The sequence below is a fragment of the Levilactobacillus suantsaii genome, assembly GCF_004115745.1.
In the GTDB taxonomy this organism is placed as follows: domain Bacteria; phylum Bacillota; class Bacilli; order Lactobacillales; family Lactobacillaceae; genus Levilactobacillus; species Levilactobacillus suantsaii.
The window spans coordinates 18,523-44,815 of the sequence record NZ_QXIL01000013.1 but is presented as its reverse complement, the minus strand read 5'-3'; the positions used below and the strand labels follow the sequence as shown (position 1 = coordinate 44,815).

Below are 26,293 nucleotides of genomic sequence, written 5' to 3'. Positions count from 1 at the left end.
TCCCTACTTTCCTTGCCGTAATTTCTGTAAATGGTAACTGTTACTGTTTACCAGTTTACCAGAAAATGTAAGCCTGTCAATCCTTTTTTGCAGAATCCACGTACGGTGCCAAGAAAGCCGCGACCTTTTGGTCATACGTCGCCGGGTCAGCCGCCCGGGTCGCAATGTGCGCGGCACTAGGATGCCGGTACTTTTGCTTAGGTCCCGCGGCCGCTTGATAGAGGATATCCAGGTTCTCAATCGGCACCGTTTGGTCGTGCGCCCCTTGAATGAAGAGAATCGGCAACTTCGTGTGGTGCAGTTGCGCCGCGATGTTACCGTCACGCAACCGGTAACCGGCATCGACGCGGGAATACTGATTTGCCAGCGTCATAGCTGGGACCGTGGGGATGTGGTACTTGTGCCACAATCGGTAGCCACCTTCCGAAAAGACGGAAGCGTAGCCAGAATCGGCCACCACGGCCTTGACGTTGGCCGGTAAGTCTTCGCCCGCCGTGGCCAGGACCGTTGAGGCCCCCATGGAAACCCCCATCAAAACGATCTGAATCTGCTGGCCACACCGCTCGAGTAACTGGGCAATCCACCCCTGGTAGTCGTGGCGGTCTAACCACCCGTAGCCAATGGTGTTGCCTTCGCTTTCACCGTGGGCCCGGGCATCCGGCATCAGCAAGCTGTACCCCCACTTGCGAAAGACCCGCGCGTAGGGAATCATTTGTTCGCGGGAGTGTCCCAACCCGTGGGCCAAGATGGCTACTTTGTCGCTCTTTGGTGATTCTGCCGGGATAAACGACGCCCGCAGCGTCAAGCCATCTTGGCTGACCTGCGTCCATTCTTGAATGGGTTGTTGGAGGTACCAGGCATTGTCATCCGACGTATTCTCCGCAATCGAGCGCTCCTTGGACTTCTTCCGGCTACTACTAAAGGACTTCATCCCCAACCGATAGACCGCCAGTGAGCTTCCAAACAAGCTAACCAGACTGGTCGCCGCTAGCGCTGTGGCAATCCCAATTTTCTTCTTTTTCGTCATCCATCTTCCACTCCTTTATCGTCATCAATTACCCTTTTACCTTACTCGAAATTGGGACCGGTTGCCAATTTTTATCGGTAATTTTACCCGTAAAACCAGCAAATCCTCCAATTTAAAAAACGAAAGCCCGGCAAGTCATTTCACCTTACCAGGCTTTCGCATCTCGTTTGAGCGTTAATTTTTACGGTAATGGTCGCACCAAATAGACTTCGCGGCAGAATCCCTTCATGCCGTTAAAGACCCGCTGAGCGCGCGATTGCTTACTACACAGGCCAAAAACGGTGGGACCGGTCCCACTCATCTGGGCCACCTCGGCGCCAAACTTGACCATTTGGCGTTTCAACTGGGTAATCTCCGGGTGTTTAGCTGCCGTCAACGGTTCCAAGACGTTCCCCATCACAGCACACATCGCCGCGATATCCTGGTTGCGAATCGCTCTAACCAGCGCGTCAATGTCCGGATGGTCCAGATCATCGTAGTGAATCTTCTGCAGAATGCTGGGGGTGGACACGCTGACCTTGGGTTTGGCCAGAACTACCCAGGTCGCGGGGAGCTTGGGTAACGGCGTAATCCGTTCTCCGCGCCCACGCACGTGCGCCGGGCGACCGTAAACACAGTACGGCACGTCCGAGTCAATCTGCAGGCCCAGTTCGGCTAATTCACGCCACGACAATCCCAACCCCCAGAGCTGATTCAGCCCCCGGAGCACCGCGGCCGCATCGGATGAGCCGCCGCCCAAGCCGGCCGCGACCGGAATATTTTTCTTCAATCGAATGTTGACCCCTTGCTTGAGTCGAAAACGTGTCTGGAGCAAGTGGGCCGCTTGAAAGGCCAAGTTACGCTGATCATTGGGTAAAAAACCACTGTTTGAGGCGACCCGAATCCGCCGGTGGTGGGGCAAGGCCTGAATCTCGACGTAGTCTGCTAAGTCGACCGAAGTCATGACCATGTTCCACTCCTCCATGCCATCCCGATGATGGTACGGCGTGTCGAGCCCCAGATTTATCTTGGCCGGTGCCTTTTCAATCAGTTGCATGAGCTCACCTGAATTCCTGGTAGGCTGGCTGCTCTACCGTTGTTCTGAATGTAATTAAGCCCATTATACTATGGAAAAGTGCAAAATAAAAAGGCCTTATCTGGCCCAATTATTTATTCATCGAAGTCGACTTCGATGTTTTTGGTTAAAATATCGGTATAGCTATAAGAAACGCGTTCGAATGAATTTTCGTTCTGGTCGAGATCTACCACAAATACCGCTGGGTAGGTTTCTCGCAGAATTCCATGCCGTTCGGTTGTTTTCTTGCGGCCGGCTTGAGCGATGACCATCAGTTTGTCGCCAATTCGCCCATCCAGTTTGTTCTTAATGTTCGCTAAACTTGTTGGCATGCACTTCACCTCTGTGAAACATGATACCATAGTTTCACAAAAAATGCAAATTATACCACAACACCTACTCTAGCGCAATTATCAGCCAATGGTAAGGGTTACATCAAGCCATCCGCATGAAAAGCGTTCACTAATTCAATAAAATTAACCAACGTCAAGCGTTCGGGGCGCAATTGCCGCGAAATCCCAACTTGTTCGAGTACCGCCGCGATACGTTCCCGGACCTCCGGTTGTTTGCCAAAGATTCCCTGTAAATTGTTCCACAGCGATTTCCGTCGGTGGGCAAAACATCCCTTGACGAAGCCAAAAAGGGCCTTATCCTCATATGGCTTGACGGGTAAATCCGTCCGTGGCGTCAAACGAATGATGGCTGAATCGACGTTGGGTTGCGGGATGAACGCCGTGCGCGGGACCCGGAAGGCCACTTCGATGTGAGCACGGTATTGCATCACCACGGATAACGACCCGTAGGCCTTGATGCCGGGTTCGGCCGCCAAGCGGTCCGCTACCTCATTTTGCATCATGACTACGATTTGGTCGAAGGTCACGTTGCTTTGCAACACGCCCATCAGGATTGGTGTCGTGATGTAGTACGGCAAGTTCGCCACCAACTTCAAGGGATGCCCCGCCTCGAACTCAGCCTTGATGACTTCGGGCAAGTTGGCCTTCAAAATGTCCTGGTTGATAATCTTCACGTTGTCGTAGGGCAGTAAGGTCTCGTCTAAGACCGGCAACAGATTCTCGTCGATTTCAAAGGCCACGACGCGCTTAGCCCGTTGCGCCAACTGCTCGGTCAAAGCCCCAATACCGGGACCAATCTCAATGACGTTGTCCTGGTCCGTGACGTCGGCCGCACTCACGATGTTGCGTAAAATGTTTAAATCCGATAAAAAGTTCTGACCCAAACTCTTCTTCGCGACTAAGCGGTAACGGTTCAAGATGGCCTTCGTCCGGGCCGGTGAGCCAATTTCTGGTACACTGTTATTCACGAAAATCCCCCTTTGCTGGTGTTAACTGCGCCACTGCGGCTGCAAACGTGTCCGGTTGAATGCCGAACATCCGTAACCGTTTCTCCAGTTGCTTGCCGTTAACGTAACCAATCTGTAGTTGTTCACCTAACTCTTCGCGCCGGCGTTTGGCCCCGGCGCCCCCAATCAGTCCCGCCGCCACTAAGTCGGCATGGCTGATGAGTTCTGGGGCGGCCTCCGTTTCGGTGTACACGTGGCTCAGGGCGTCACGAATCGCTTCGGGCGTGGCGTGTTCCACGCCTAACGACCCCCCTGCCTTGCCCGGACGCCCGGCCTTTTTCGGTAAGAAGGCGTGTTTGGCGTTCGGCACGGCTTCGGCCACGATCTTACGAATCTTCTCCCCCGAAAAATCCGGGTCGGTGAAGATGATAACGCCCCGTTGGTCGGCCAATTTCTCAATCAACGCTAAGGTCTCGTCATTGATAGCGGACCCGCGTGTCTCGATGGTGTCGGCATTGACCGCCCGGTTGATGGCTTTGGTGTCGTCTTTCCCCTCCACCACCAGGACTTCTTTAATCTTTTTCAATATGGTAAAACTCCTCTGCGTTTTGGTAAGTCGCTTCAGCAATGGCCGCTGGCGTGGTCTCGCGCTCCTTGGCGATGGCTTCGACCGTGTAGCGGGTAAAACCGGGTTCATTCTGCTTGCCACGGTACGGTTCCGGCGTCAAATACGGTGCATCGGTCTCGACCATCATCCAATCGAGCGGTGTTGCCCGGACCGAATCGTGGACCTCGTGGGCGTTCTTGAAACTGGCCACCCCGGAATACGAGATGTGCATCCCCAAGTCGAGGAACTTCTTCAACCACTCCGGATCGCCGTTGAAGCTGTGCATCACGCCGCCAATGTCTTGAATCCCGGCGTCCTTGATGATGCGGTAGGTGTCCTCAAAGGCATCACGGTTGTGGACCACGATAGGCTTGTGGACTTCCTTAGCGATGGCAATCTGCCGGGCAAAGACCTTCCGTTGCGTGTCTTGCGGCGAGGAATCCCAGTGGTAGTCCAAGCCAATTTCACCCAGCGCCCGGACCTGGTCGTCGGCCAACTGGGCTTCCAACTCGGCTTCCTTTTCCGGGGTGTAGTCCTTGGAATCTTCCGGGTGCCAGCCCACGGCCGCCACTAATTCGGGGTACTTGTGCGCCAGGTCGATGGCACTGGTGTTCAGTGCCGTGTTCGAGCCCACGATGGTCATCTTAGTCACGCCCAAATCCGCGGCGCGCTTCAAGTACCGCGGCACGTCGGTGATGAACTCCTCGCTATTCAAATGCGTGTGTGAATCGTAAATTTGCATGCTATCCGTTCCCTTCTCGCCTTGGCGCCGAGAACTGCCCGGTACCATAAAAACGCGAGCTGGCGTCTTTCGATTCGCCGCCCGCGTTGTGCTTGACCTTGAGATTATTCAACTGAAGAGCCGTTGACCAGGTTCTGCGGCACGATGGCTAATTGAACTTTTCCGTCGTGTTCCGCGGATAGGAGCATCCCTTGGCTAATTTGCCCCCGCATCTTCCGCGGCTTCAAGTTGGCCACGATGATGACCTTCTTACCCACCAAGGATTGCGGTTCTGGGTACCACTGGGCAATACCGGAAAGAATCTGGCGTAAGCCCTGATCCCCCGCATCCAACTGGAACTTCAAGAGCTTGTCGGCCCCTTCGATGTGGTCGACCGCCTTAATTTCAGCGACCCGGAGTTCCACCTTTTCGAACTTGTCGAAGCGAATCTCCGGCTTGTTCAAGGTGAGCTCGCTGGCGCCCCCGTTGTCTTGTTCCTGCTTTTGGGCTTTAGCAGCCATCGCAGCCCGGCCCTTGGTCTTCTCCGACTTGGTCATTTGACCCTGGATGAAGTCGACTTCGGCTTCGGTGTCCAACCGTGGAAAGATTGGGGTCCCCTTGGCCACGACCTGCTTGCCAGCTGGTAAATCAGCCAACTGTAAGCCACTTAACGTAATCGTTTCGGGGTCTAAGCCCAATTGGTCGAAGATCTTCTTCGGCGCGTGGGTCATGACCGGGCTGATCAAGGTGGCGATGACCCGTAGGCTCGCAGCCAAGTGCGCCATCACGGCGGCCAATTGGTCGGTAGCACTGTCATCCTTGGCTAATTGCCACGGTGCCGTTTCATCGATGTACTTGTTGGTCCGGGCAACGAGCTTCCAGATTTCCGCCAACGCATCGGCGAAGTGCATCTGGTCCATCAACTCGTGGTAACGACTGATGACAGTAGCGGCCGTTTGTTCCAGGTCGGCGTCAAATTCCGTGACGCCCGCCTTGAAGGCCGGTAACTTGCCGTCTTCGTACTTGTTGATCATGGCCACGGTCCGGTTCAAGAGGTTCCCCAGGTCGTTGGCAAGGTCGTAGTTGACCCGGTCGACGAAATCTTCGGGCGTGAAGTTACCATCGTTGCCATATGGCATGGCGCGCATCAGGTAGTACCGTAAGGCATCGAGGCCGTAACGGTCAACTAACGTTTCGGGGTAGATAACGTTCCCCGTTGACTTGGACATCTTGCCGTTCTTCATCAGTAACCAGCCGTGCGCAAACAGTTCCTTAGGCGGCTTGATGCCTAAGGCATGGAGCACGATTGGCCAGTAGATGGAGTGGAACCGGACGATTTCCTTACCGACCATTTGCACGTCGGCAGGCCAGAACTTCTTGAACTGGCTTTCATCGTCGCTGGTGTAACCTAAGGCGGTGATATAGTTCAATAAGGCATCGATCCACACGTAGACCACGTGCTTGGGGTTGCTCTTGACCGGCACGCCCCAGCTAAAGGTGGTCCGGGAAACGGCCAAGTCTTCCAAACCAGGCTTGATGAAGTTGTTGATCATTTCGTTCATCCGGGTCTCTGGTTGGATGAAGTGCGGGTTCTGGTGGTAGAAGTCTAACAACCAGTCAGCGTACTTACTCATCTTGAAGAAGTACGACTCTTCCTTAACCAAGGAGACTTCGTGGCCGGACGGGGCCTTCCCGCCAATAACCTTACCGTTGTCATCCCGGTAGACTTCGGCCAGCTGGGTCTCGGTGAAGTACTCTTCGTCGTCTTCGGAGTACCAGCCTTCGTATTCCCCCAGATAGATGTCGCCCTGCTTCAACAGGCGCTCGAAAATTTCTTGGACCGCCGCCACGTGTTCGGCATCCGTGGTCCGAATGAACTTGTCGTTTGAGATTTCCAGCGTCTGCCAGAGTTGCTTGATTTGTGCCGCCATCCCATCGACGTATTCTTGGGGTGACTGGTGGTTGGCACGGGCTTTATCTTCAATCTTTAATCCGTGTTCATCGGTCCCGGTGAGGAAAAAGACGTCGTAACCGTCGCTACGCTTGTAGCGCGCAACCGTGTCACAGGCAATCGTGGTGTATGAATTCCCGATGTGTAACCGGCCGGACGGGTAATAGATCGGCGTTGTGATATAAAACGTTGGTTTGGTGTCTGCCATAAAATAAAGCCTTCCTTTGCTCCAAAATATTCCGTAAAAAATCGAGTTTGTAATCGAGTTTAAATTCTCACTTAGTATAGCATAAACCCCCGGCAAGCCATAGCGACGACCGGGGATTTTGTGGTCTGCAGCCCCTTTAAAAGAGGTCTAACTGTTGCGGGGCCAGATTGGTCCAGTGTAAATTCAAGATTTCCTGTAACCGCAAGGCGTTCGGCGCGGCATCACGCCCGGAGTTGTTGTTGAAGATCACGCAGACGTCTTTAGCCTGCGCCGCTAACTGTGTAACCAGGGTAGCAACCTCCTGCAACTCGGCCTCGCTGTACTTGTACAGTGTCCGGGTCTTACGCCAGTTGGACCCCTGATTGAACCAGCCCTTGGCGTTGCGGCCATGCAAGCGCACTACCGCTAAGTCCGGGGTGGTCACGGTACCGACCAGGGGCACGCCGTCGTTTAGGTTGTGCGGCTCGTCGGTCACCACGTTGGTCAACCGCAACGATTGCAAATAGCGCATCACGTCTTGGGTCAGCCCCGGTGTGGCGAACCAGCTAGGACTGCGAAATTCCACGGCAACCGGCAAGTTCCCCATCGCCACACGGACCTGCCGCAAGTAATCGATGTTGGCCGTGGTGCGGTTGAAGTACGGCGGAAATTGAAAGAGCACCGTGCGTAACTGGTGCGCGGCGGCTAACGGCGCCACGATTTCACGGTAGTGCGTGAAGGTCGTCTGCAAGTCCGCGTCGGCCACGGCTTGGTCGCGTTTACCATGGGTGGTCATGGCCTGGTTGGCCTTCAAGATAAACTGAAACCCATCCGGAACTTGGGCTTGCCAGGTTGCAATCGTTTTGGCCGTGGGGATGCCATAAAATGGCGTGTCGAGTTCGACCAGCGGGAGAGTCCCCGCATATTCAGTTAAGGTGACCGGACGTTGTTCCCCGCCAATCAAGGCCGGATGTTCGGTCCAGGTGGTCAACCCAATGGTAATCACCCCTGTCACTCCCTTCGAATTCCCGTGTTGCCCCACCAGGGGGCGGGCGCCGGGTTACTTCAGCCGTTGAAATTGTTTGATAAGTTCGGCTTCCGCGGCACTCAACTTGCCGCGTAACTGGCTGATCAGCTTGCGACCCTCTAAGCGATCATTGTGGCGGATCCCGGTCACACACAAGTCGATGAGCGCGAACATAATCGTGACCAGGCTCGCTTTTTGACGCGTAAACGTGGTATTGAACAACGTGACAAAATCCTGACTGAATCCCAGTTGCAAAATGCCGTAGATCACTAACGTATCGGGAATCAACTGTAACACGTTGAGCCACCGTAAGCGTCGGACTAAGCGCCGTAACTGGGCAATGATCTCTTGATGGGTCATGCTTTCACCCTCAAACCTGAAGTTCGTTAAAGAAACTCGTGGCATCCGCTTGTACCATTTCGATTGGTACCCCCAGGTCTAATTTTTCCTGGTTGATAACGACCACGGGCGCCTTAGCGTTGCGGTAGTTCAGCAGGCCGGCGAACAGGTAGACCCGCATCGACGTGCCCACGATGACGACTAAATCAGCGGCTGCCATGGCGCCGACCGCGCGTTGGATATTGGTGGCGTTCAAGCCCTCGTCGTACAAAACAACGTCGGGCCGTAACCAGCCACCATCCACCTCGTGGTGTGGGTCCTTCAAGTAGTCGTGCCAGTCTGCGGGTTGACCACAGACCTGGCAATAGACCTTGTAGAGGTTCCCGTGAAATTCGACTAGGTGTTGACACCCCGCCTCGCGGTACAAGTTGTCGATGTTTTGGGTCACCACCGTGGCGCGATTTTGTTGGGTCAACGCCGCTTGTTTTTGGTGAATGACGTTAGGTTTGGCGTCGGGATAGTAGAGATTCTGCTTGACGTACTGGTAAAAGGTTTCCGGTTCCTTGGCCAAACAAGCGTGGCTCAAGTAATACTCCGCGTTATGGTGCCCGGTGTACAGGCCGTTTTTCGACCGATAATCCGGAATCCCCGATGGCGTGGAGACCCCCGCCCCCGTCAAAAAGACGATGTGCGTGGCGTCATCAAATAATTTTTGTAATCGTGCTTCCATCTAAAATCCCCCTAACATTACGCTTGGGACAACTTCCCAAGTGGGGGCCCACTCGTTTAAGGGTCCCGTCTCTTCTAGACTACCGTAAAATGTACGGCATTTTCAACATCTTGAAGAGGTCCGCGACGGTCATGTCGTAAATCTTGGTGTAGTAATCCGGGGTGTCTTCGCTGGGCTTTGGTGCTGACAAGACGAAGGCGTTCTGGTTGTCCGCCCGGTTGAAGCCCACGTATGCCCGCCGTTGGCTGTGTTTGTCGTGCATGTCCGAATGGTACAGTTCAAACATTTGCCGTACTTGTAAGCCCAACTGCCGCTTGGAGACGACACTGGTCAAAGTCGTGAACTCCGCATTATGCAACGCGGGTAAGTGCCAAGCCTCCAATTGTTCGTCAAAGGCCCGGAACAACTTGACCACGTTGCGCCGTAGCGTAAACGGTGAGTCAATCGGTTTAGCCGTGATCAACGCGTATAACTTCTGAGCAGCTTCTAAGCTGATCGGGTAATCGCGCTTGAATTGGGCGATGATGTCGTCGTGACCGTCACCGAAGAAGACCAGCGCGTCTAACAAGGTCAAGGTCCGCAACGTCATCTCGTCGTCGACCGGGGTCGGTTCCGGCTTGATAGTGGCCCGAACCCCCTTCAAGTACATCTCCTCGATTTCCGGCGTAATCAACTCGTGCTTACGCTGTTCGCTGACCACGACGATGTGGCTAACGATATCGTAGAGTTCAGTCCCCATGATCATCAGTTGTTCGTCGAGTTGGGTGTTGCCCGTGGTCAGACTGAAGAAGACCTGTGGAAAACCCGATAAAATCATCAGCAAATGTAATAATTCGTGAGACGCCGTGTAGTTCGGCGCCGTTAAATCGGCCACCTGGATGACGATATTATTGCCATCTTGGACCTGTTGCGCCTGGTCGTGCCGGACGTAACCCGACTGGAGCTGACCAATGAATTGAACTTCGACTTTCCCTGGGAACTTGCCGTTAACTTCATTGATTAACCCTTGAACCACTGGCGATAATTGAACATCTTTTGCTTCCATAATAAGTTTAGTCCCCCGTTTTCTGTGAATTGGCGGCGCGGACCGCGCGTAACGCGGCTTGCGCCTGTTCGGTGGTTGGTTGCGTTGCCGTTAGCCGCAGAAGAACCGCCGGCACTTCTGCCGGGGTCGCCCCCACCGATAGGGCTAAGGATTTACGTTGTAAGTGCATGTGCCCTTTTTGGATGCCGTCCAAGACCAACGCACGTAACGCCGCGACGTTTTGGGCTAAGCCCAAAGCCGCGGTCACGCGCATCAAGTGCCGGGCGTCTTTGATCTGGGCTAATTGTTGGTTGACGGCGACCAAAGGAAAAACCTTGGTGGCACCGCCGACCGTACCTAACGCCAGCGGTAACGTCAGCTCACCGTGAAGCGTGTCACCATCGACCCACCAGCGGCTAAGCCCGCGGTAATGACCGTCGCGGCTAGCATAAGCATGCGCCCCACTCTCCACGGCGCGCCAATCGTTGCCCATCGCGAGCACCACGGCATCGATGCCGTTCATGATGCCCTTGTTGTGAGTGGCCGCTCGGTACGGGTCGACTTGAGCAAACTCACTGGCGGCACACAGCCGTTTAGCCACGGTGGCTCCCGCCAGCGTCTTGGTCCGTAAATTGGTTACCGGAATCGCGCACCGAGCCGTCGCCAAACTGTGCGTGGCATAGTTGCTTAAGATACTCATCAACACGTCTGCATCAGTGTTGACTTGGATGTCGTGGACGACGGCTTCGGCCATGGTGTTGACCAGGTTAGCCCCCATGGCTTCACCCACGTCGACGAACAAATCGATGGACACCCAGTCGGGTGGGAGTTTGCGTACCCGTAGCGACCGAGCCCCGCCACCATGGTTTTGCAACGTCGGGTGCGCGGCATTGGCCACCGCCAACAAGTGCGCGGTGTGCGTCGTGACCCACTGTTGCAAGGCCGCGGAATCCGTCACGTGTTGACAGACGATCTGCCCCATCAGCTCGCGCTGGGTCACCTCGGTCGTAATGCCCAGGTGCCCATCGTTTAACAACCGGCCACCATTGCTGGCCGCCGCAATGACCGAGGGTTCCTCGGTGACCATCGGAACGGCGACGGTCTGACCATCGACGTGGAGATTGACCGCCACGCCTTCGGGCAAGCCGTAAGTCGTCAGGTAGTTTTCAATCAGTTCTTCATCTTGTGACCGGCGCGATTGGGCGATGGTCGCCAGTTGCGCCACCGGCCACTTAGCAATGCGGGCCAAGCGGTCACGCCGCTTAGCGTAGGGCAACCGGTAAAAGGACGTTGCCATAGCGGTCCCTCCTAACGTTGACTGAGATACTCTGAAATAATCCCTTCCCGCACGCCACTTTCGGAGAATACCACCCGGTCCGAATCTAGCATTTGCAGTAACGTGACCAGCGGTAACATGCCACCTAAGATGATGTCAGCGCGTTCCGGTTCCAGGCCCGAGATCCACTTGCGTTCCGCCAGTGGGACCCGTAAAAGCCGCTCGAAGGTGTAGAGCACCTGATCAGTCGTGAGCCGGTAACCGTGGATGTTTTCCACGTGCAGGATTTTTTGTTGTTGGCGGTTCATCCGGGCTAACGTCCGGTTGGCCCCGCCCAGAAGCACCAAGGGGAGGTGTTTGGCATCATTTAGCCACCAGATGTCACGCAAGCGTTCGCGTAAAAACACCTGGGCGGAAAAGAGGTCGACGGCACTGACCTGGTCGTCGAGGTGAAACTGTTCGGAGAGGTTGACCGCCCCAAACGGCACACTGATCAGATTGGCGTCGTGACCATCCTTGACGTGGACCAATTCACAACTGGCGCCACCGGTATCCAATAACAAGCAATCCTTGACCTTCAACCGATTGACGGCACCTAAATAATCGTAATAGGCTTCCTGGTCACCGGATAGGACTTCTAAATCGATAGCCGTGGCCGTTTTGACCTGGGCCAAGAATTCCTTACGGTTCCGCGCTTGGCGGACCGCCGCCGTGGCGATGCCGCGCACAATTAAGTTAGGCAAGTGTTCATAGTAAGGTCGAAACGAGCGTAACGCGGTAATCGTCCGGGCCATGGCTTTGGGCTGGAGAATCTTCTCCGGCCCCATCCCCTCGGACAAGCGACTATCGGCCTTAATCCGGTTAACTTCCCGATAAGTCCCGTCGGCGCGCAACTCGTTAATGGCTAACCGCACTGAATTGGATCCTAAATCCACAATGGCTAAATTCTGCATGGCCGTCCCCCCGTTTTTCTAACCGAAGTAATCCACCCCAACCGCGTGCCGAACCTCGTGCAGGGTCTGAGCTGCCACTTGGTTAGCCTTCTCACTGCCTTTTTTCAAGATAGCGTAAACGCTAGCTGGGTCGGCCGCAAACTGTTCGCGCCGCTCGCGAATCGGCTTCAATTCGGCTTGGAGCACCTCGTTTAGGTACCGTTTAATTTTAACATCTCCCAGACCACCGTGTTGATATTGCGCCTTTAAGTCGGCGATTTTGGCCTGATCCGTACCAAAGATGTCTAGGTAAGTGAAGACCGTGTTTCCTTCGATGTGACCGGGGTCTTCGACGTGGACGTGGGTCGGGTCGGTGTACATCGACATGACCTTCTTTTGGATGGTGTCGGCATCGTCACCCAGATAGATGGCGTTGTTCAGTGACTTACTCATCTTGGCGTTGCCATCTAGACCGGGAATCCGACCTTGGCCCTTCGGTGGGAAGTAGCCTTCGGGTTCCACCAAGATTTTTTGCCCATAAATGTTGTTGAAGCTCCGCACGATTTCGCGGGTCTGCTCCAGCATCGGTTCCTGGTCGTCACCCACGGGCACCGTGTCTGCCTTGAACGCAGTGATGTCAGCAGCTTGGCTGACCGGGTAGATGAAGAAACCAGCCGGGACACTTTCGCCAAAGGCCTTTTGCTTGATTTCGGTCTTGACCGTTGGGTTCCGGTTCAACCGCGCCACCGTGATCAAATTCAAGTAGACCATGGTCAGTTCGCTCAGGGCGGGAATCTGGGATTGCACCAACAGCGTCGACTTTTGTGGGTCGAGTCCCACTGCCAGGTAGTCTAAAGCCACTTGAAGTAAGCTGTGTTGAATCTTTTCGGGGTCGCGGGCGTTATCGGTCAACGCTTGCGTATCCGCAATCATGATGTAGGGCTCATAGTCCCCGGAATTTTGGAGTTGGACCCGGTTCTTGAGGGACCCGACGTAGTGGCCGATGTGCAGTTTACCGGTTGGTCGGTCACCAGTTAAAAAGACGTGTTTTTGAGTCATTGAAAATCTTCCTTTCTGAAAAAGCGCCCTACTGGATTGCTCCAATAGGACGCTAATGCGCGGTACCACCTAATTTATGGTCCAATTGACCATCACTTTTAGCCGTTAACGGGGCCCCCGCGAGTTTTATCGTCGTTTAGTGTCGTTTCAACCCACTTCGGTCATAGCGCCCTTGCAGCCGGGGAGCACTTCTCTAAAATGGACCTACTTCATTGAAACATATGCCTACAGTTTAGTGGATTTAAGGGCGAAAGTAAACTGAAATTCCAGCCGGTCGTTTAGAAATTCGGGGCCCAAGTCATTTCCACAACGGTCTTTCATTGACACTGCCCCCAAATGTGACTAAACTTGTTAAGCAATTTAGCGAACTCTATAAAGGAGGCGGTCATCTTGACCACCAACGAACAAGCACACGAGCAACACCGCGTGGACGACGTGGTCCACCAGATTGGTCAGCGCCTCGACCGGACCACGGCCGAATATAACGACGCCCACCACGAGTTGCGTAACGTGTTGAAAAACTATAGCGAAAACACGTCCGTGAACTGGTTTGAAGTCGATGACCGAATCGAAACCAGTGCCGAACTTCAACAGCAACGGGCCTTAGTCTCGCGGCTGACTGAAAACCAAAACATTATCCAAGACCAGTTAGCGACCTATCGGGAACTCCAAAAGTCCCCCTACTTTGGTCGCATCGATATCCAAGATCCTGACGAAACGAAACCCGAATCCCTCTATATTGGGACGGCCTCGTTCGTCGATGATGATGAGAACTTTCTGGTCTACGACTGGCGGGCCCCGATTTCCAGTATCTACTACAACGGGGTCTTAGGCCAGGTCGCCTACGACACGCCGGCTGGCCGGCAACAGACTGACCTACTCAAGAAGCGCCAGTTCCTGATTCAAGACGGCCAGATTCAAAGCATGTTCGACACCAATGAGACTGTGGGTGACGAGATGCTCCAGCACGTCTTAGGCGAACAAAACGACACCACCATGCAAAACATCGTGGCCACGATTCAACGCGAGCAAAACGACATCATTCGTGACGTGCATAGCGACTTGTTGGTAGTCCAGGGAGTCGCCGGTTCCGGCAAGACCTCTGCAATTCTGCAACGGATCGCCTTTCTGCTTTACCACAGTCGTCGCGACCTCGAAGCCGACCAAATCGTCCTCTTCTCGCCCAACCGGCTGTTCAGCCACTACATCAGTGACGTCTTGCCTAGTTTAGGGGAACGCAACATGCGCCAGGTCACGTTAGCCGAATTTTTGACCCAACGGTTCCAAGGGCTCAACGTGCAAACGCAATTCGACCGCTACGAAAGCGACCAGCAACACCCCGTCAATCAAGCAGTCCGCAACTTCCAAGAAAGCGCCGCAATGATGACGGCCGTGGCTGACTACTGCACCCACCAGACCGCGACCGACCTGAAGTTCACTGATATTCGGTTCAAGGGCCGGGTCTTCTTTGGCCATCAAGAAATCCAGGACATCTACGATAGCTTCCCGACTACTTTTCCGGCGGCCGAACGCTTCTTAAAGACCAAGAACGCCCTGGAAAAGCGATTGCGCCAACGGATCGCCGAAGAAGCCAAGGCCGACTGGGTCCGCGACACTATCGACCAGTTAAGTGACGAAGACTACCATAACTTACTGGGCAGTAAGCACCTTGGCCAGTTCGAACAACTCGATGACGAGATTGACTTTCTCGCCCGCCAAATCGTCCGCCGGCGCTTACGGCAGGTCGATGACGCCATTTATAACGGTTACTTCTTAGACGTTTACAGCCAGTACACCGCCTTTTTGAAGCAGTGTCCGCTGCCCGAAAACGTCACGACCGACCAATGGCAGGCCATCATCGACCGCTACCAGCACGACATCGAGTTCCACAAGCTGGCGTTGACTGACGCCGCACCGTTACTTTACATGCGCGACCTGTTAATCGGTGGCGGCCAAAACCACCAGATGCAACACCTCTTCGTCGATGAGATGCAGGACTATTCAATCGCCCAACTGGTTTACTTGCAACACGCCTTTCCGCGCGCCAAGCTCACGTTATTAGGCGATAGCGAACAGGCCCTCTTCAAGGCCGTCGAATCTCCGGAAGACCTCTTAAAGAATCTGGGGGTGGCCCTCCACGCCAAGAAGTCGCGCCTGATCACGCTGCGGCGGTCTTACCGTTCGACGTTACCGATCACAACCTTCGCCAAGGCGCTCTTGCCGGATGGCGATAAAATCGAAGCCTTCAACCGCGATGGTGACCTGCCTAAAGTGGTCATTCGCTACGATACGGCGTCCGCCTTCAAGGCGTTGGCCCATGAACTGCGGAGTGAACTAGCGACCAACGGCACGGTGGCGATTCTGACTAAGAACACCGCCGAAGCCAAGTACGTTTATCAAGAACTCCATATGGACTTTGATTTGACCCGCTTGACCGATACCGATCGGACCTTGCCGACCGGCGTGGTAGTCCTGCCGATTTATCTGGCCAAGGGCTTAGAGTTTGATAGCGTCATCGCCTACAACGTCTCGGCAGAAAACTACCCTGACCAACAGTTCACCGGAACCCTCTATACGATTGCATCACGGGCCATGCATCATTTGACCTTGCTGAGCATCGGACCGGTTTCCCCGTTGATTGCGTCGGAAAAAATCCCGCAGAGTGATTTGCGGATTGAACATGAATTATCGAATTAACTTGTCACAGCGCTAAAAAGGACTTGGGCGGCATGCCCAGGTCCTTTTTATTTGGCATCGATTTAGTTAATCACCTTAATCACTCAGCAAAAACCGCGTTGCAATGTCTAATGCCTTTTGCCGCGAATCGCCCATCGTAAACTTATGGTCGGCGTGGGGCAACAGGTTCAATTCATCATGTTGATAGACTTCGTCGTAACGAGTCGACGCCACGTGGTCGACGACTCGGTCGGCCAACCCGTGAATCAGACAAACTGGACCTTGGTATTGCTGTGCCACCTCGTAGATGGGCAAAGTTTGAGCAGTGCGTAAGTAAAAGCCGCCCAACGTTAACCCCTTTTTAATCGGTAGTTCGTCGGGGATATTCTGCGGATCATAGGTAAAGCCCTGGGTGTCTCCCTTTAAGGCATCGTCCTTCAACGTTGCCGCGGGGGCCATCAACACAAGTTTGTCGATTTTTTCGTGGTAGTACCCGGCCAACATGCTGGCGACCACCCCGCCCTGCGAGTGGCCTAACAAGTAAATCCGGCGCACGCCCTTTAGCTGGCGAGCGTAATCCAAAATGGCCTTGCCATCACTGATTTCGTTTAAGACCGTCATGTCCTTGAATTGACCATCACTAGTGCCGTGGCCGTTAAAATCAAACCGCAAGGTGGCCAGGTCCTTCGCTTCAAACCGTTCCGCCAGCTGATACAGCAATTGGTCGGGCGCGATGCCCCGGTTAGCCGTGAACCCATGCATCAACACCACTAAATCAAACGATGCCCTGTCCGGTTTTTTCAGTGTCCCGCGTAACGTCAACTGGTCGCGTAAAATCTGCACGTCCATCTCGTAACCTCCTAAAGTAAATTGTTATCGGTGATTATTTTAAGACTAACCCCCAGCTGGCCGCCACTTATTTGGACTTATAGCGTGGCTGATATACTTGCTAAGCTGCTGATTAACTTGCTCCTAATCCCGAAAAGATGGTCCCTATTAATATCATTGTGGCAAATTAGCCAACTTGCCCGCTATCTTTACACGACTAACACGGTTTCGTTACACACCGTTGGTATCCTAGCACTGTACCATAAGAAGAGGAGGAGTTATTCATGAATAAACGTGTCAGCACCTTAGTCTCTGCGTTGCTTTTGGCGACCACTTTAGGTTGGCAACAACCCTTAATGAACGTGGAAGCCGCCACTCACGCTAAGACCAGTCAAACGGTCAAGGCCAAGAAGGCGAAAAAGGCTAAGGGCGCCAAGATTAAGACCGTCAAGGCGAAAGTCGCTAAATCGGCTTCCAAACACATCAAACTTCAAGGCGCTTCCAACGCCCGCGACTTAGGTGGTTACATCAACAAGGACGGCCAGAAGATTAAGGTTCACCGTTTGATTCGCTCCAACAGTTTATCGCATTTAACTAAAGCCGACCAAAAGAAACTGGTCAAGACTTACCACGTTGCCACTGATATTGATTTACGGACTATCAAGGAACAAAAGCAGAGCCCCGACGTCAAAATGAAAGGCGTCAAATTAATTAAGGATCCTGTCTACAAGTCCTTCGGCGCCTTCCCAGATTTTTCTAAGAAGAACGCCGGTGTCAAGATGATGGAAAAATCCTATCGACTAGCCATCACATCGGCTCAAGGACGCAAGGCCTATAAGACTCTCTTCCACGAACTCCTGAAGAACCCTAAGAACAAAGCTGTGCTGTGGCACTGCTCTGCTGGTAAGGACCGGGCTGGTATGGGGACCGTTTTCGTGCTCTCTGCTTTAAACTTTGACAAGAAAATGATTGCTAAAGATTACCTGAAGTCCAACCAATACTTGGTTCAAACTAACAAAGAAAATTTGAAGCATCAAGAAGCCAGTTGGAAGGCGCAAGGCAAGACCTTAACCCCAACCGTTGTTTCTAACTTCAAAGCTCAAAACGGTGTCCGGATGGCTTACCTCAACGCAATGTACAAAGCTATCAACCACAAGTATGGCAGCATGAAGAAATTCCTGCACAAGGGCTTAGGCTTATCCAATGCCCAATTGAAGCAACTGCAACACAACTACTTAACCTCAGCGAAGACTAAGTAAGTCGTGTTGGCTTGACTGAATCAAAATGGTCCCCGGAAACCAGATAGTTTCCGGGGACCATTTTTAGTTTGGTTTAATCGGTTGATGCCGGGGTGGCCGCCATGCGGCGTAATGCCGGCTTCAAGAACAACGGTGCTAAGACCGTTGCCAGAATGATGACTAAAATCATCGCGGAATAGCTGGTGTTGCTCATCAGCCCCGCTTGGTGCCCGATTTGTGCGGTAATCAATCCCATTTCACCCCGGGCAATCATCCCCGTGCCAATCACGGTACCACTAGTCCAGGAGAAACCACTGACCCGCGCCCCTAGGCCACAACCCAGAAGTTTGGTTAAGCAAGCCAGAATCGTCAATACGACGATCAGGGTCACGTTCCCCCCTAAGTGCGCCAGGGTCATGTTTAGCCCCACACTCACGAAGAAGACCGGAATGAAGACGGCGTTGCCCAACGGTTCGACGTGATCCGCTAAGGTACTCCGGTACGGCGTATTCGACACGGCGATTCCCGCGAAGAAGGCGCCAATCGCACCGCTTAACCCGACAATATCGGCCAACCAGGCCATCCCCAGACAAATCACCATGGACATGATAGTCACACTCGACGCGACCACTAGTCGTTCACTCAAATGCATCAAGTATGGCGCAATCCATTTGACCAGCAGATAAGTGCCCCCGAAGAAGGCCACCTGTTCCAGCAGAACCAGTCCGAGTGCGGGTTGACTCCCCGCCGCATGGATTCCCTGACTGGCCAGTAAGCTAATCATTAACGATAGCAGAATCACCCCGATGATGTCGTCGGCGACGGCGGCGCCCAGGATAGTGGCGCCTTCCCGTGTGCCGAGCGCGTGGTATTCTTTTAACACGGCCACGGAAATCGAGACCGAAGTTGCCGAAAAGATGACCCCGATAAACAGGGATTCTAACGCGGTGAATCCCCACCACCAGGAGACGGCGCCCATAACGGCCACCGGAAAGATGACCCCGGACGTCGCCACAACGATGGCTGGCCGCAGATACTTCATTAATAATTTCAAATCGCTTTCCAGGCCGCCCAAAAACATCAACACGACGACCCCGATGTCGGCAAATAACGACACCAAGCCATTCAATTGGACCCAGTTCAACATCGCTGGCCCAATCACGATTCCAACCAGTAATTCACCAATGACCGCGGGAACCCCGAGGCGGTTCCCAAAATTACCGGCTAGCGTCGTTAACACCAAGATCAAACACAAGGTTCCTAAAAATGCCACGAACCCACCTTCCTTACTTTATCGTAATTAATCCCCATGATACGCTATTTTCAGCCGCGACAAAAGTGGGGTCCCGTGAAGAATTCCCGCCCTTCAAGCCATAAAAAAGAGTTTAGGTGGGTTGCCTAAACTCTTTTAATCATCAAATTATGAGTTTCGCCGCCGACTCTTTTCTAGGCTGGAAGGACCGCCGGGAAACATTTTGATTGTGAGACTAGTCACCACTGTACCGCTAAAGTGGGACCAATCTAATTGAAGTAGGTCAGATCAGACGCTAACGTTGGGTACGCCAGAATACTCTGGTTGATAGCCACTGAGTCGAGCTTCTGTTGGATGACGAACGCCAGGTAATTAATGACCTGTTCCGCCTCCATACTCAAGACAGCCGCGCCCACAATGCGTCCACTGGCCCGTTCAATGACTACTTTGATGCGGGCTTTGGGATCTTCAATCCGTTGATAGCTAAACCAATGGGTCAGGTCCAAGTCATTGACTCGATAGGTCTGCGAGTCACGTTGGGCCTGTTCCGGTGTCACGCCAATTTGGGCTAATTGGCTCTTACCGTAAACCACCGATGGAATCGCCGGGTAATGAATCGGGTCGACCGCATCGGTCGCCGTCAAAGCCGTGACCACGTAGCGGCCTTCGTATCCTGCCACGGGCGTCAACTTCGGTTGTGGCCGATCGACCACATCCCCAATCGCAAAGATATGGGGATTCGTCGTCTGTAAATGGTCGTTGACGGTGATGCCATGGGTCGTTGTCGCCACGTTGACCTGATCTAAGCCTAAGTCGGCGATGACGGGTAAGCGTCCCGCCGAGGCAAAGACCATGCCGGTCGTCCAACTGGCACCACTCTTGGTCGTGACCCGGTACTCATCACCATCCGGTTCTACCTTAACGATGTCGGTCATCAACTGCACGTCGATACCGGCCGCCTTTAACCGGGACATCAGGTCTTGAACCAAGTCAGCGTCAAACGCCCGTAACGGCCGGTCGCTATGGTGGACTAAGTGGACCTGTCGCCCCGCGGCGTTCGCAATGGTAGCCAGCTCAACGCCAACGTAACCGGCCCCCATGAAGGTCACGTCATCGGGCAGATGGTCCAAGTCCAAGAAGTCGTTGCTGGTCCGGAGCCACTCCTGCCCCGCAATGTGTGGTAACCGCGGTGCTTGCCCTGTCGCAATCACCACGTTGGTCGCTTTCAGTTGGTCCTTGCCAGCTTGCACACTCCCATCGGCATTGAACCGGGCTGCAGCGTGAAAATGGGCAATTTCCGCAGACTTCAGCCCTGATTCAGTCCCGCCAGGAATCATACTCGTATAGGCCCGCTTTTTCGCCATCAAAGCCGGCCAATCTAACTGGGGAACCCCATTCAAGCCGTGACTTTGTAGCGTTGCACTCCGCGCTTGCGCTTCCACGGCGGCCATCAAAATCTTCTTGGGATCACACCCGCGGTTCGGGCAGGTGCCACCCCAAAGATCCTTCTCCACTACGGCGACACGTTGTCCTTGTGCATGTAACCCGTAAGCCACTGCTAAGCCACCCGGGCCACCCCCGAGGATTACCGTATCAAACTGTTGCATGACCCTATCACCCTTTCCAAAGTAAGTCCACCTTTGATTCTAACACGCTTGAAAGCGATTGCTAAGGATTTGACTCACACTACAAATTGCTAAGCCATCTAATCCCAGTTTCGGGGCTGAATGGTGTACAGTAGGCTGTAGATAACCATCCGACTCATTTTCACTATCAATGGTCATAAACCGCTACCATTCAGGGGCCCTTTTGCTCACTATTTTTCAACCAATGACCACCTCTGGGGCCCTTTTACTCAGGTCAGTTTGCTGTTGGTTCGATCTGACCGTTATGCCATCCCCCTGCCAATTTTATTAGAGAAAGGAAGGTCTGCATGACTTTTTACACTTATGACTACCTCAAGGACCAAAACCAAGGCTGGCAATATCTTCGGTTTATCTTAATCGCGGTATTGATTGTCGTCTTCATCGGCTTTCTGGCCTACTATCTACAGCACCGGTGGAACGTTAAATATAAGGATCTCACCGTCATCACCGGGGCCATTATCTTGCTCTTCATTGGCTTTCAGATCAATGACCTGGCGAACATGCACTCCAGTAGTGAACAAACTAGCGCCATCACCTCGACCGTGAAGGAAGTGGCCAAGCGACTCGACGTCAAACCCCAGAAGATTTACGTGAACGAAACATCTTCCACGGATAACTTGCTGTTCAAGACCCCTAAGGGATATTACCGCACCGACTATAACTCGGACGGTTCCGAGTTCGTCCTGGAAAAACTCACGTTGCACGACCCTAAGATTACGATTACAAAGGAGTAGCCTATGTTTGCTTATTCAGACGTTGCGTTAAAACTTATCGTTGGTTTCATTTTTATGACCTTACTGATCAACTTTACCGGGAAAGGTAACCTCGCGCCGACTTCGGCCATTGACCAGGTTCAGAACTACGTTTTAGGTGGCATTATCGGGGGCGTCATCTATAACTCCTCCATCACCCTGATTCAGTTTGTCATCGTCCTGCTGGTTTGGTCACTCCTGATTCTAGTCATGCGCTACTTGAAGATTCACATTCGGGCCATCGGAAAATTCATCGACGGCGGTCCCATCACCATCGTGCGTAACGGGAAGCTATTGGTGCACAATTGTCTCAAAGCCAACCTCTCCGCCAAAGAGATTGACTTCAAACTCCGGACAGCTGGGGTCTACGACGTGACCGATGTCAAGCGCGCCATCGTGGAACAAAACGGGGGCATCACCATCTTGCGTCAGGGAGAAGGCTCGATTCGCTACCCCATCATCATCGATGGTCAAATCGACCAGGACGTCTTGGAATTAATGTCTCACGATGAGGACTGGTTATTAGCCCAATTGAAGGAACAGGGCGTCACCAATATTCGTGACGTGTACATGGCCAAATTCGAAAATAATGTCTTAAAAATCACCCGTTACGACCGCGACTAAGGAGGTCTTCACATGCCCGCCGACCAACTCAATGAAATTTGGGACCTGTATAACTATCAACTCCAACTGGTCGGCCATCAACGCCGCGCCAGTCCCGTGAAGCCGGGGCGCTATCATCTAGTGGTCAACGCCTTTCTCTTCAATCCTGCAGGGCAAGTCCTGCTCCAACAACGGTCCCCCAACAAGCTCTATTTTCCTGGTTACTGGGATACCAATGCAGGTGGGTCGGTTCGGACCGGCGAAACGATTGAGCAGGCCATGCAGCGTGAACTAGCTGAGGAATTGGGCGTTCACTATCGGCTAACGCCATCGGCCAACTACCGCATCGTTCCCCATAGTCACTGGATTGATGCTTGGTTTGCGCTCAAAACGACCCATCAAGTTACCGACTTTACCCTCCAAAAAGCAGAACTCCAACGGGTGGCGTACTTTGACGTGCCTCAGGCCGTCACGCAACTGCAGCAACCCGGCTTTAATTCTTACCGCTTAGAACTCCATCAAGCTTGGACCCACCTGCACCGCCTGCGCCCTACGACAACAGTTGTCTAAAAAATGGCTCTGGAAATTTTCCAGAGTCATTTTTAGTCACCATTTTAAGCTCGTTATTTAACCGCGACAGGTGCCGCTGACGTTGGCAACGTCAAGGTCGTGCCGGTTGCTTGGTAGATCTTACGGTCAGGCTTAGGCGCCGTCAATGGCTGGTTAGCCGTGGCCATGTCCTTAATGTACTGAACAAAGACATCGCTATCCGTCCCCAACGATCCCAAGGTTGGCGTGTTCTTGAAGGCGTAGAACCGATCCCCACCCGTGTGGATGTAATCGCTGATGACGACCCGGTATTTAGTTGCCAAGTCAATTGGCGTGCCGTCCGTCTTGGTCATCTTCAGCACCTTAGCGTGTTGCTTGCCACCAGGCGTATTAGTGTAGGTGTATTTGAGACCCGCCACCTGCATGAAGAAGGCCGGATTGTAATACTGTTGGTTCAACGCATCTTGAATCTGTTGTCCCGTCATCTCGACGACTTGAAGGACATCCCCAAAGGGTTGAACGGCCATCGCGGCGCCCCAGGTGATTTGACCCTGCGCGTTAGGAATCAAATCCGACCGGACCCCACCATTATTGGTCATCGCAAAGTCAGCCTTGAGACCACCGGGCTTGTTGGCTTCGTACAGTTGCCCGTCGACCACGGTTTCACCAATGGCGTTTTCCAAAGATTTCGTCGTGCTCTTGGTGATCGACTGGCCACCCGCTGTCTTCCCGATAACCACGTTGACCTTGGGACCGACCCGCTTGTCCGCATCCTTGGCAATCGCGGCAACCTTAGCGTTGGTCTTCACTTTGGCATCGTCCTTAGCGGAAAGCACTGGGTAGACGTGCGCTTTCAAGCCCACGAATTTGCCCGTTTTAGGGCTGACGTAGCCTTGCGCATCATCATACGCTTTACCAGAGGACAGCGCTTGGACGACCCGGGTCTTGCCTACCATGCCGTTCGCGTATTGGTGCGAGTGCGCCGCCACGTAGAGACCAACGTTATTCTTCGGGTCGAGCTTATTCAACTTGTGTAAGATATCCACGGTTGGACCCGCCGTCTCACCAAAGCGCGTTTGGACCGCGGTGTGGGCCATGACGACGACCGCCTTAACGCCCTTCTTATTTAAGATCCGGTCATACTTGGCAATCGATTCGGCTTCGTCCAAAATCTTGTAGTCCTTCACGTTCTTAGCCGGGGGAATGTCACTGAGACTCCCCAGTTCGAGGCCAATAAAGCCAATCTTCGCCGTTTTGCCGTGGGCTTTTACCTTGCGTATAAGGTAAGGCTTGTAGCCATAAGGGGCCTTATTCGTGGACTTCTTAACCACGTTAGCCACCACAATCTTCATGTTCGTGGGTTCATTCGGGTAGTGTTGCACCAGGGCATCCGCGCCGGCCCCCGCCTTTTTCCCGTGGAGGATCCGGTTGAACTCGGGCAGACCGCGGTCAAATTCGTGGTTCCCCAGAGTTCCAATTTGGAATTTCATCCCTCGTAACGCGTGCATGGTGGATTCATGAGCCAATAAGGAGGAATCTGCTGGCGCAGCTCCCACCATGTCCCCGGCTTCGACCCGAAAAGTGTTCTTGGAGTGGTGCACCCGTTTGAATTGGTTCTGCGCCTGGTCTAAGTATGCCGCTAATCGACCCACGGTCCCCGTATTCTGGTACTGATGGGAGCCAATGTATGCCGTCCCGGTCGTGCTCAGGCCCCCGTGCAAATCATTGATGCCCAACACTTGAACCGGGATATCCCGCTTATCTTGCTTGGTGCGGTGTTGGTACTCCGGTTGTTTCAATGGCGTGCGATAATTATCGACCTCAGTGGATCCCGTCCCTGCCTTGGCCAAAGCTAACTCTGGCAAGGTGGCAACCCCACTGGTGACCATCATGGGAATCATTAAGCTGACGACCAGCTTACGTAACCCGTTCGGTGTAGACTTCATTCTCTCAATTCCTCCCTAGACTCTCTTATATGATGTTACGGTCTTAGCTTACCAAGCCTAGCCGAAATCACCTACGCTTTTGAGACTAAGCTAGTCGACCAGTAACCAAATAACCGGTGTAACAAGTCTGTTTATTGTTCGGAACTCGGCCGTTTTAGTCGCTAGTACATCACGTGAAGGTCACGTTAAATTACGTTCTGACCACTCCACCACGGTTCCCATTGGCGTCCCACCTTTACCACACTAGAATGTAAAACTATTTTTAAAATAGTCCCATAATCTTCCCCGCCTCACGCCAGCGTTTAAATGACTCAGCCCTTATATTTCCAATCACCGTTCGCATTAACTAGATTTAATTTTTTTGCTCAAGTCGGTTTGCGGCGCTGATTAGCCCCCAGAATGACATTCCTAAGTTTAATAATTTTCCCCTTAATTAATTTATCAGCCGCACCGTTGTAATTGGGCGTATAATTATATTCATAAAACATCATTGCCATTATTTATTAAGGGGATTCGCGTATGCAACCAAAACATCTCAAACCGGTATCGCCTTTATGGAAGCGCTATCGCCGTTTGCTCATACTCACCGGCTGTTTGCTCATCTGCTTAGGTGGTATCTGGAGTGTTCACACTCACCGCGCCGTCTCAGCCCAAAAGGTGACGTCACCGGCGACCCCAGCGCCCGTGACGACCACTCAGATTCGCCACCAACAACGCCAAGTCAAGGCTGAGCTCAAGCGGTACTTACACCAGCAGACCGCCGATGGCACCACTAGCATCAGCTTCTATAATTTGGGCGCGTTGCCCAAATCTGCGGCGGCTAAGGACCACCTCACCAAGACTTTCTACCAACCCGGTCAACTCGCCGTTAGTGCCCACGCCCATACAGCCGAAGTTTCCGCCAGCACCTATAAACTCTACATTGCCGCCTACCTCTTCACAGTCCACCGCCAGACCCACACGGCCTGGACCCCCACCGACCAGGCTGGCTTCGAAAACATGATTCTCCATAGTGCCAACGATTTTTCAGAGGCCACCCTCGCCCAAAGCGGACTATCCGCGCTCAACCAATTTATCCATAGTGAGCACTGGACCACACCGGTCTTCATTTCCGGTGAAGCAGCCCAGACGACGGCTGCCAGTCTGACTTTGGTCCTCCGCCAGCTTGCCACCCAACGGGCACCGTTTGACCACGCGGCCGACCAGCAATGGTTACTCAAGCTGATGCGCCACCAAGACTACCGGACTGGAATCCCGGCCGGCGCACAGACGGCCCAACGAGGCACCACCGTGGCCGATAAGGTCGGGTGGTTCGCCGATACCAACAACGATGCCGGTATCGTCACCCTCCCTAACGGTTAACGCTATATCCTGGTGATTCTCACCCACGGCCACGGTCAAACCGGCTTCAGCGGTTTTCCTCGCATCGCCAAAATTACCACGCACATCCAGCGATTGGTCTACGACCCCCATTGGGTCAAGACCCTGGATACGCCAGCCCCACACTGATCAACAAAAAATGCTCGACCCTCAAAGACAATCTTTGACGATCGAGCATTTTATTTAGTT

Annotated in this window: 24 protein-coding genes; 6 read left to right on the top strand and 18 right to left on the bottom strand. The window is 53.4% G+C overall.

The genetic code is table 11. The annotated features are described in order from the left end of the window. Window positions 1-76: 76 nt before the first annotated feature. The 14 genes from DXH47_RS07495 to trpS all read right to left on the bottom strand — a co-directional run bounded on the left by DXH47_RS07495 (window position 77) and on the right by trpS (window position 13,234). Complete coding sequence (locus DXH47_RS07495; protein ID WP_129032742.1) at window positions 77-1,027, bottom strand: alpha/beta hydrolase; 951 nt, start codon at window positions 1,025-1,027, stop codon at window positions 77-79. A 181-nt stretch (window positions 1,028-1,208) separates the two neighbouring features. Further along, a complete protein-coding gene (gene ispE, locus DXH47_RS07490; protein WP_129032741.1) occupies window positions 1,209-2,063 on the bottom strand; it encodes a 4-(cytidine 5'-diphospho)-2-C-methyl-D-erythritol kinase in 855 nt (284 codons plus the stop codon). Between the two features lie 113 nt (window positions 2,064-2,176). Then, entirely contained in the window at window positions 2,177-2,413 is a 237-nt protein-coding gene (locus DXH47_RS07485) for a Veg family protein (RefSeq protein WP_129032740.1), read from the bottom strand. Between the two features lie 98 nt (window positions 2,414-2,511). Next, window positions 2,512-3,402: a 16S rRNA (adenine(1518)-N(6)/adenine(1519)-N(6))-dimethyltransferase RsmA gene (rsmA, locus tag DXH47_RS07480; RefSeq protein ID WP_129032739.1), complete on the bottom strand. Its 891-nt coding sequence runs from the start codon at window positions 3,400-3,402 to the stop codon at window positions 2,512-2,514. Then, window positions 3,395-3,967, bottom strand: coding sequence for a ribonuclease M5 (gene rnmV, locus DXH47_RS07475; protein ID WP_129032738.1), 573 nt, complete (start codon window positions 3,965-3,967; stop codon window positions 3,395-3,397). Before rnmV ends, rsmA begins: the two co-directional genes overlap by 8 nt. Continuing rightward, on the bottom strand, window positions 3,954-4,730 hold the full coding sequence (locus DXH47_RS07470; protein WP_129032737.1) for a TatD family hydrolase: 777 nt from the start codon (window positions 4,728-4,730) through the stop codon (window positions 3,954-3,956). The genes rnmV and DXH47_RS07470 overlap by 14 nt, the downstream gene beginning before the upstream one ends. 104 nt (window positions 4,731-4,834) lie before the next feature. Beyond that, window positions 4,835-6,868: a methionine--tRNA ligase gene (gene metG / locus DXH47_RS07465; protein WP_129032736.1), complete on the bottom strand. Its 2,034-nt coding sequence runs from the start codon at window positions 6,866-6,868 to the stop codon at window positions 4,835-4,837. Between the two features lie 136 nt (window positions 6,869-7,004). Continuing rightward, window positions 7,005-7,853, bottom strand: coding sequence for a DUF72 domain-containing protein (locus DXH47_RS07460; RefSeq protein WP_129032735.1), 849 nt, complete (start codon window positions 7,851-7,853; stop codon window positions 7,005-7,007). A 54-nt stretch (window positions 7,854-7,907) separates the two neighbouring features. After that, window positions 7,908-8,234 (bottom strand): hypothetical protein, encoded by a 327-nt coding sequence (locus tag DXH47_RS07455; protein WP_129032734.1) that lies wholly within the window; start codon window positions 8,232-8,234, stop codon window positions 7,908-7,910. A 10-nt stretch (window positions 8,235-8,244) separates the two neighbouring features. After that, a complete protein-coding gene (locus tag DXH47_RS07450) occupies window positions 8,245-8,943 on the bottom strand; it encodes an NAD-dependent protein deacylase (protein WP_129032733.1) in 699 nt (232 codons plus the stop codon). A 79-nt stretch (window positions 8,944-9,022) separates the two neighbouring features. Further along, the gene (locus DXH47_RS07445; RefSeq protein WP_129032732.1) at window positions 9,023-9,988 is read right to left on the bottom strand and encodes an IpaB/EvcA family protein; all 966 of its coding nucleotides are present in this window, start codon (window positions 9,986-9,988) and stop codon (window positions 9,023-9,025) included. A gap of 7 nt (window positions 9,989-9,995) precedes the next feature. Next, window positions 9,996-11,264, bottom strand: coding sequence for a hydroxymethylglutaryl-CoA reductase, degradative (locus DXH47_RS07440; protein ID WP_129032731.1), 1,269 nt, complete (start codon window positions 11,262-11,264; stop codon window positions 9,996-9,998). Between the two features lie 11 nt (window positions 11,265-11,275). Continuing rightward, window positions 11,276-12,196: a Ppx/GppA family phosphatase gene (locus DXH47_RS07435; protein WP_129032730.1), complete on the bottom strand. Its 921-nt coding sequence runs from the start codon at window positions 12,194-12,196 to the stop codon at window positions 11,276-11,278. A gap of 18 nt (window positions 12,197-12,214) precedes the next feature. Beyond that, window positions 12,215-13,234, bottom strand: coding sequence for a tryptophan--tRNA ligase (gene trpS, locus DXH47_RS07430; protein ID WP_129032729.1), 1,020 nt, complete (start codon window positions 13,232-13,234; stop codon window positions 12,215-12,217). Between the two features lie 390 nt (window positions 13,235-13,624). Here trpS and helD point away from each other — a divergent pair, with 390 nt between their 5' ends. Beyond that, window positions 13,625-15,931, top strand: a complete 2,307-nt coding sequence (gene helD / locus DXH47_RS07425; RefSeq protein ID WP_129032728.1) for an RNA polymerase recycling motor HelD — start codon at window positions 13,625-13,627, stop codon at window positions 15,929-15,931. A gap of 75 nt (window positions 15,932-16,006) precedes the next feature. Here the strand turns inward: helD and DXH47_RS07420 are convergent, their stop codons facing one another. Next, window positions 16,007-16,759 carry an alpha/beta hydrolase gene (locus tag DXH47_RS07420; protein ID WP_129032727.1) on the bottom strand — a complete coding sequence of 251 codons (753 nt, stop codon included), beginning with the start codon at window positions 16,757-16,759 and terminating at the stop codon, window positions 16,007-16,009. A 263-nt stretch (window positions 16,760-17,022) separates the two neighbouring features. Between DXH47_RS07420 and DXH47_RS07415 the strand changes: the two genes are divergently transcribed. Further along, window positions 17,023-17,997: a tyrosine-protein phosphatase gene (locus DXH47_RS07415; RefSeq protein WP_129032726.1), complete on the top strand. Its 975-nt coding sequence runs from the start codon at window positions 17,023-17,025 to the stop codon at window positions 17,995-17,997. Between the two features lie 73 nt (window positions 17,998-18,070). Here the strand turns inward: DXH47_RS07415 and DXH47_RS07410 are convergent, their stop codons facing one another. Both DXH47_RS07410 and DXH47_RS07405 read right to left on the bottom strand, forming a co-directional pair. Then, on the bottom strand, window positions 18,071-19,249 hold the full coding sequence (locus DXH47_RS07410) for a cation:proton antiporter (protein ID WP_129032725.1): 1,179 nt from the start codon (window positions 19,247-19,249) through the stop codon (window positions 18,071-18,073). A 248-nt stretch (window positions 19,250-19,497) separates the two neighbouring features. Then, window positions 19,498-20,835 carry a dihydrolipoyl dehydrogenase family protein gene (locus DXH47_RS07405; protein ID WP_129032724.1) on the bottom strand — a complete coding sequence of 446 codons (1,338 nt, stop codon included), beginning with the start codon at window positions 20,833-20,835 and terminating at the stop codon, window positions 19,498-19,500. A 326-nt stretch (window positions 20,836-21,161) separates the two neighbouring features. Here DXH47_RS07405 and DXH47_RS07400 point away from each other — a divergent pair, with 326 nt between their 5' ends. From DXH47_RS07400 to DXH47_RS07390, 3 genes are read left to right on the top strand one after another with little or no spacing between them, the layout of a single operon-like run. Then, the gene (locus DXH47_RS07400) at window positions 21,162-21,608 is read left to right on the top strand and encodes a DUF3290 domain-containing protein (RefSeq protein WP_129032723.1); all 447 of its coding nucleotides are present in this window, start codon (window positions 21,162-21,164) and stop codon (window positions 21,606-21,608) included. A gap of 3 nt (window positions 21,609-21,611) precedes the next feature. Then, complete coding sequence (locus tag DXH47_RS07395) at window positions 21,612-22,250, top strand: YetF domain-containing protein (RefSeq protein ID WP_129032722.1); 639 nt, start codon at window positions 21,612-21,614, stop codon at window positions 22,248-22,250. A gap of 12 nt (window positions 22,251-22,262) precedes the next feature. Beyond that, entirely contained in the window at window positions 22,263-22,799 is a 537-nt protein-coding gene (locus DXH47_RS07390; protein ID WP_129032721.1) for an NUDIX hydrolase, read from the top strand. Window positions 22,800-22,852: 53 nt separating this feature from the next. On the opposite strand, the gene DXH47_RS07385 is transcribed toward DXH47_RS07390, so the two are convergent. Next, window positions 22,853-24,724 carry a bifunctional metallophosphatase/5'-nucleotidase gene (locus DXH47_RS07385; RefSeq protein ID WP_129032720.1) on the bottom strand — a complete coding sequence of 624 codons (1,872 nt, stop codon included), beginning with the start codon at window positions 24,722-24,724 and terminating at the stop codon, window positions 22,853-22,855. 519 nt (window positions 24,725-25,243) lie between these two features. Between DXH47_RS07385 and DXH47_RS07380 the strand changes: the two genes are divergently transcribed. Further along, on the top strand, window positions 25,244-26,086 hold the full coding sequence (locus tag DXH47_RS07380; protein WP_225423525.1) for a serine hydrolase: 843 nt from the start codon (window positions 25,244-25,246) through the stop codon (window positions 26,084-26,086). Window positions 26,087-26,293 lie beyond the last annotated feature (207 nt).

What these genes read in the sequence shown, in the direction of transcription:
- DXH47_RS07390 (WP_129032721.1), top strand. Translation starts at nt 22,263, where the DNA reads ATGCCCGCCGACCAACTCAATGAAATTTGGGACCTGTATAACTATCAA.
- DXH47_RS07405 (WP_129032724.1), bottom strand. Translation starts at nt 20,835, where the DNA reads ATGCAACAGTTTGATACGGTAATCCTCGGGGGTGGCCCGGGTGGCTTA.
- metG (WP_129032736.1), bottom strand. Translation starts at nt 6,868, where the DNA reads ATGGCAGACACCAAACCAACGTTTTATATCACAACGCCGATCTATTAC.
- DXH47_RS07435 (WP_129032730.1), bottom strand. Translation starts at nt 12,196, where the DNA reads ATGCAGAATTTAGCCATTGTGGATTTAGGATCCAATTCAGTGCGGTTA.
- DXH47_RS07420 (WP_129032727.1), bottom strand. Translation starts at nt 16,759, where the DNA reads ATGGACGTGCAGATTTTACGCGACCAGTTGACGTTACGCGGGACACTG.
- ispE (WP_129032741.1), bottom strand. Translation starts at nt 2,063, where the DNA reads ATGCAACTGATTGAAAAGGCACCGGCCAAGATAAATCTGGGGCTCGAC.
- DXH47_RS07415 (WP_129032726.1), top strand. Translation starts at nt 17,023, where the DNA reads ATGAATAAACGTGTCAGCACCTTAGTCTCTGCGTTGCTTTTGGCGACC.
- DXH47_RS07395 (WP_129032722.1), top strand. Translation starts at nt 21,612, where the DNA reads ATGTTTGCTTATTCAGACGTTGCGTTAAAACTTATCGTTGGTTTCATT.
- DXH47_RS07455 (WP_129032734.1), bottom strand. Translation starts at nt 8,234, where the DNA reads ATGACCCATCAAGAGATCATTGCCCAGTTACGGCGCTTAGTCCGACGC.
- DXH47_RS07450 (WP_129032733.1), bottom strand. Translation starts at nt 8,943, where the DNA reads ATGGAAGCACGATTACAAAAATTATTTGATGACGCCACGCACATCGTC.
- DXH47_RS07485 (WP_129032740.1), bottom strand. Translation starts at nt 2,413, where the DNA reads ATGCCAACAAGTTTAGCGAACATTAAGAACAAACTGGATGGGCGAATT.
- DXH47_RS07445 (WP_129032732.1), bottom strand. Translation starts at nt 9,988, where the DNA reads ATGGAAGCAAAAGATGTTCAATTATCGCCAGTGGTTCAAGGGTTAATC.
- DXH47_RS07440 (WP_129032731.1), bottom strand. Translation starts at nt 11,264, where the DNA reads ATGGCAACGTCCTTTTACCGGTTGCCCTACGCTAAGCGGCGTGACCGC.
- DXH47_RS07380 (WP_225423525.1), top strand. Translation starts at nt 25,244, where the DNA reads ATGCAACCAAAACATCTCAAACCGGTATCGCCTTTATGGAAGCGCTAT.
- DXH47_RS07385 (WP_129032720.1), bottom strand. Translation starts at nt 24,724, where the DNA reads ATGAAGTCTACACCGAACGGGTTACGTAAGCTGGTCGTCAGCTTAATG.
- DXH47_RS07495 (WP_129032742.1), bottom strand. Translation starts at nt 1,027, where the DNA reads ATGACGAAAAAGAAGAAAATTGGGATTGCCACAGCGCTAGCGGCGACC.
- trpS (WP_129032729.1), bottom strand. Translation starts at nt 13,234, where the DNA reads ATGACTCAAAAACACGTCTTTTTAACTGGTGACCGACCAACCGGTAAA.
- DXH47_RS07470 (WP_129032737.1), bottom strand. Translation starts at nt 4,730, where the DNA reads ATGCAAATTTACGATTCACACACGCATTTGAATAGCGAGGAGTTCATC.
- DXH47_RS07400 (WP_129032723.1), top strand. Translation starts at nt 21,162, where the DNA reads ATGACTTTTTACACTTATGACTACCTCAAGGACCAAAACCAAGGCTGG.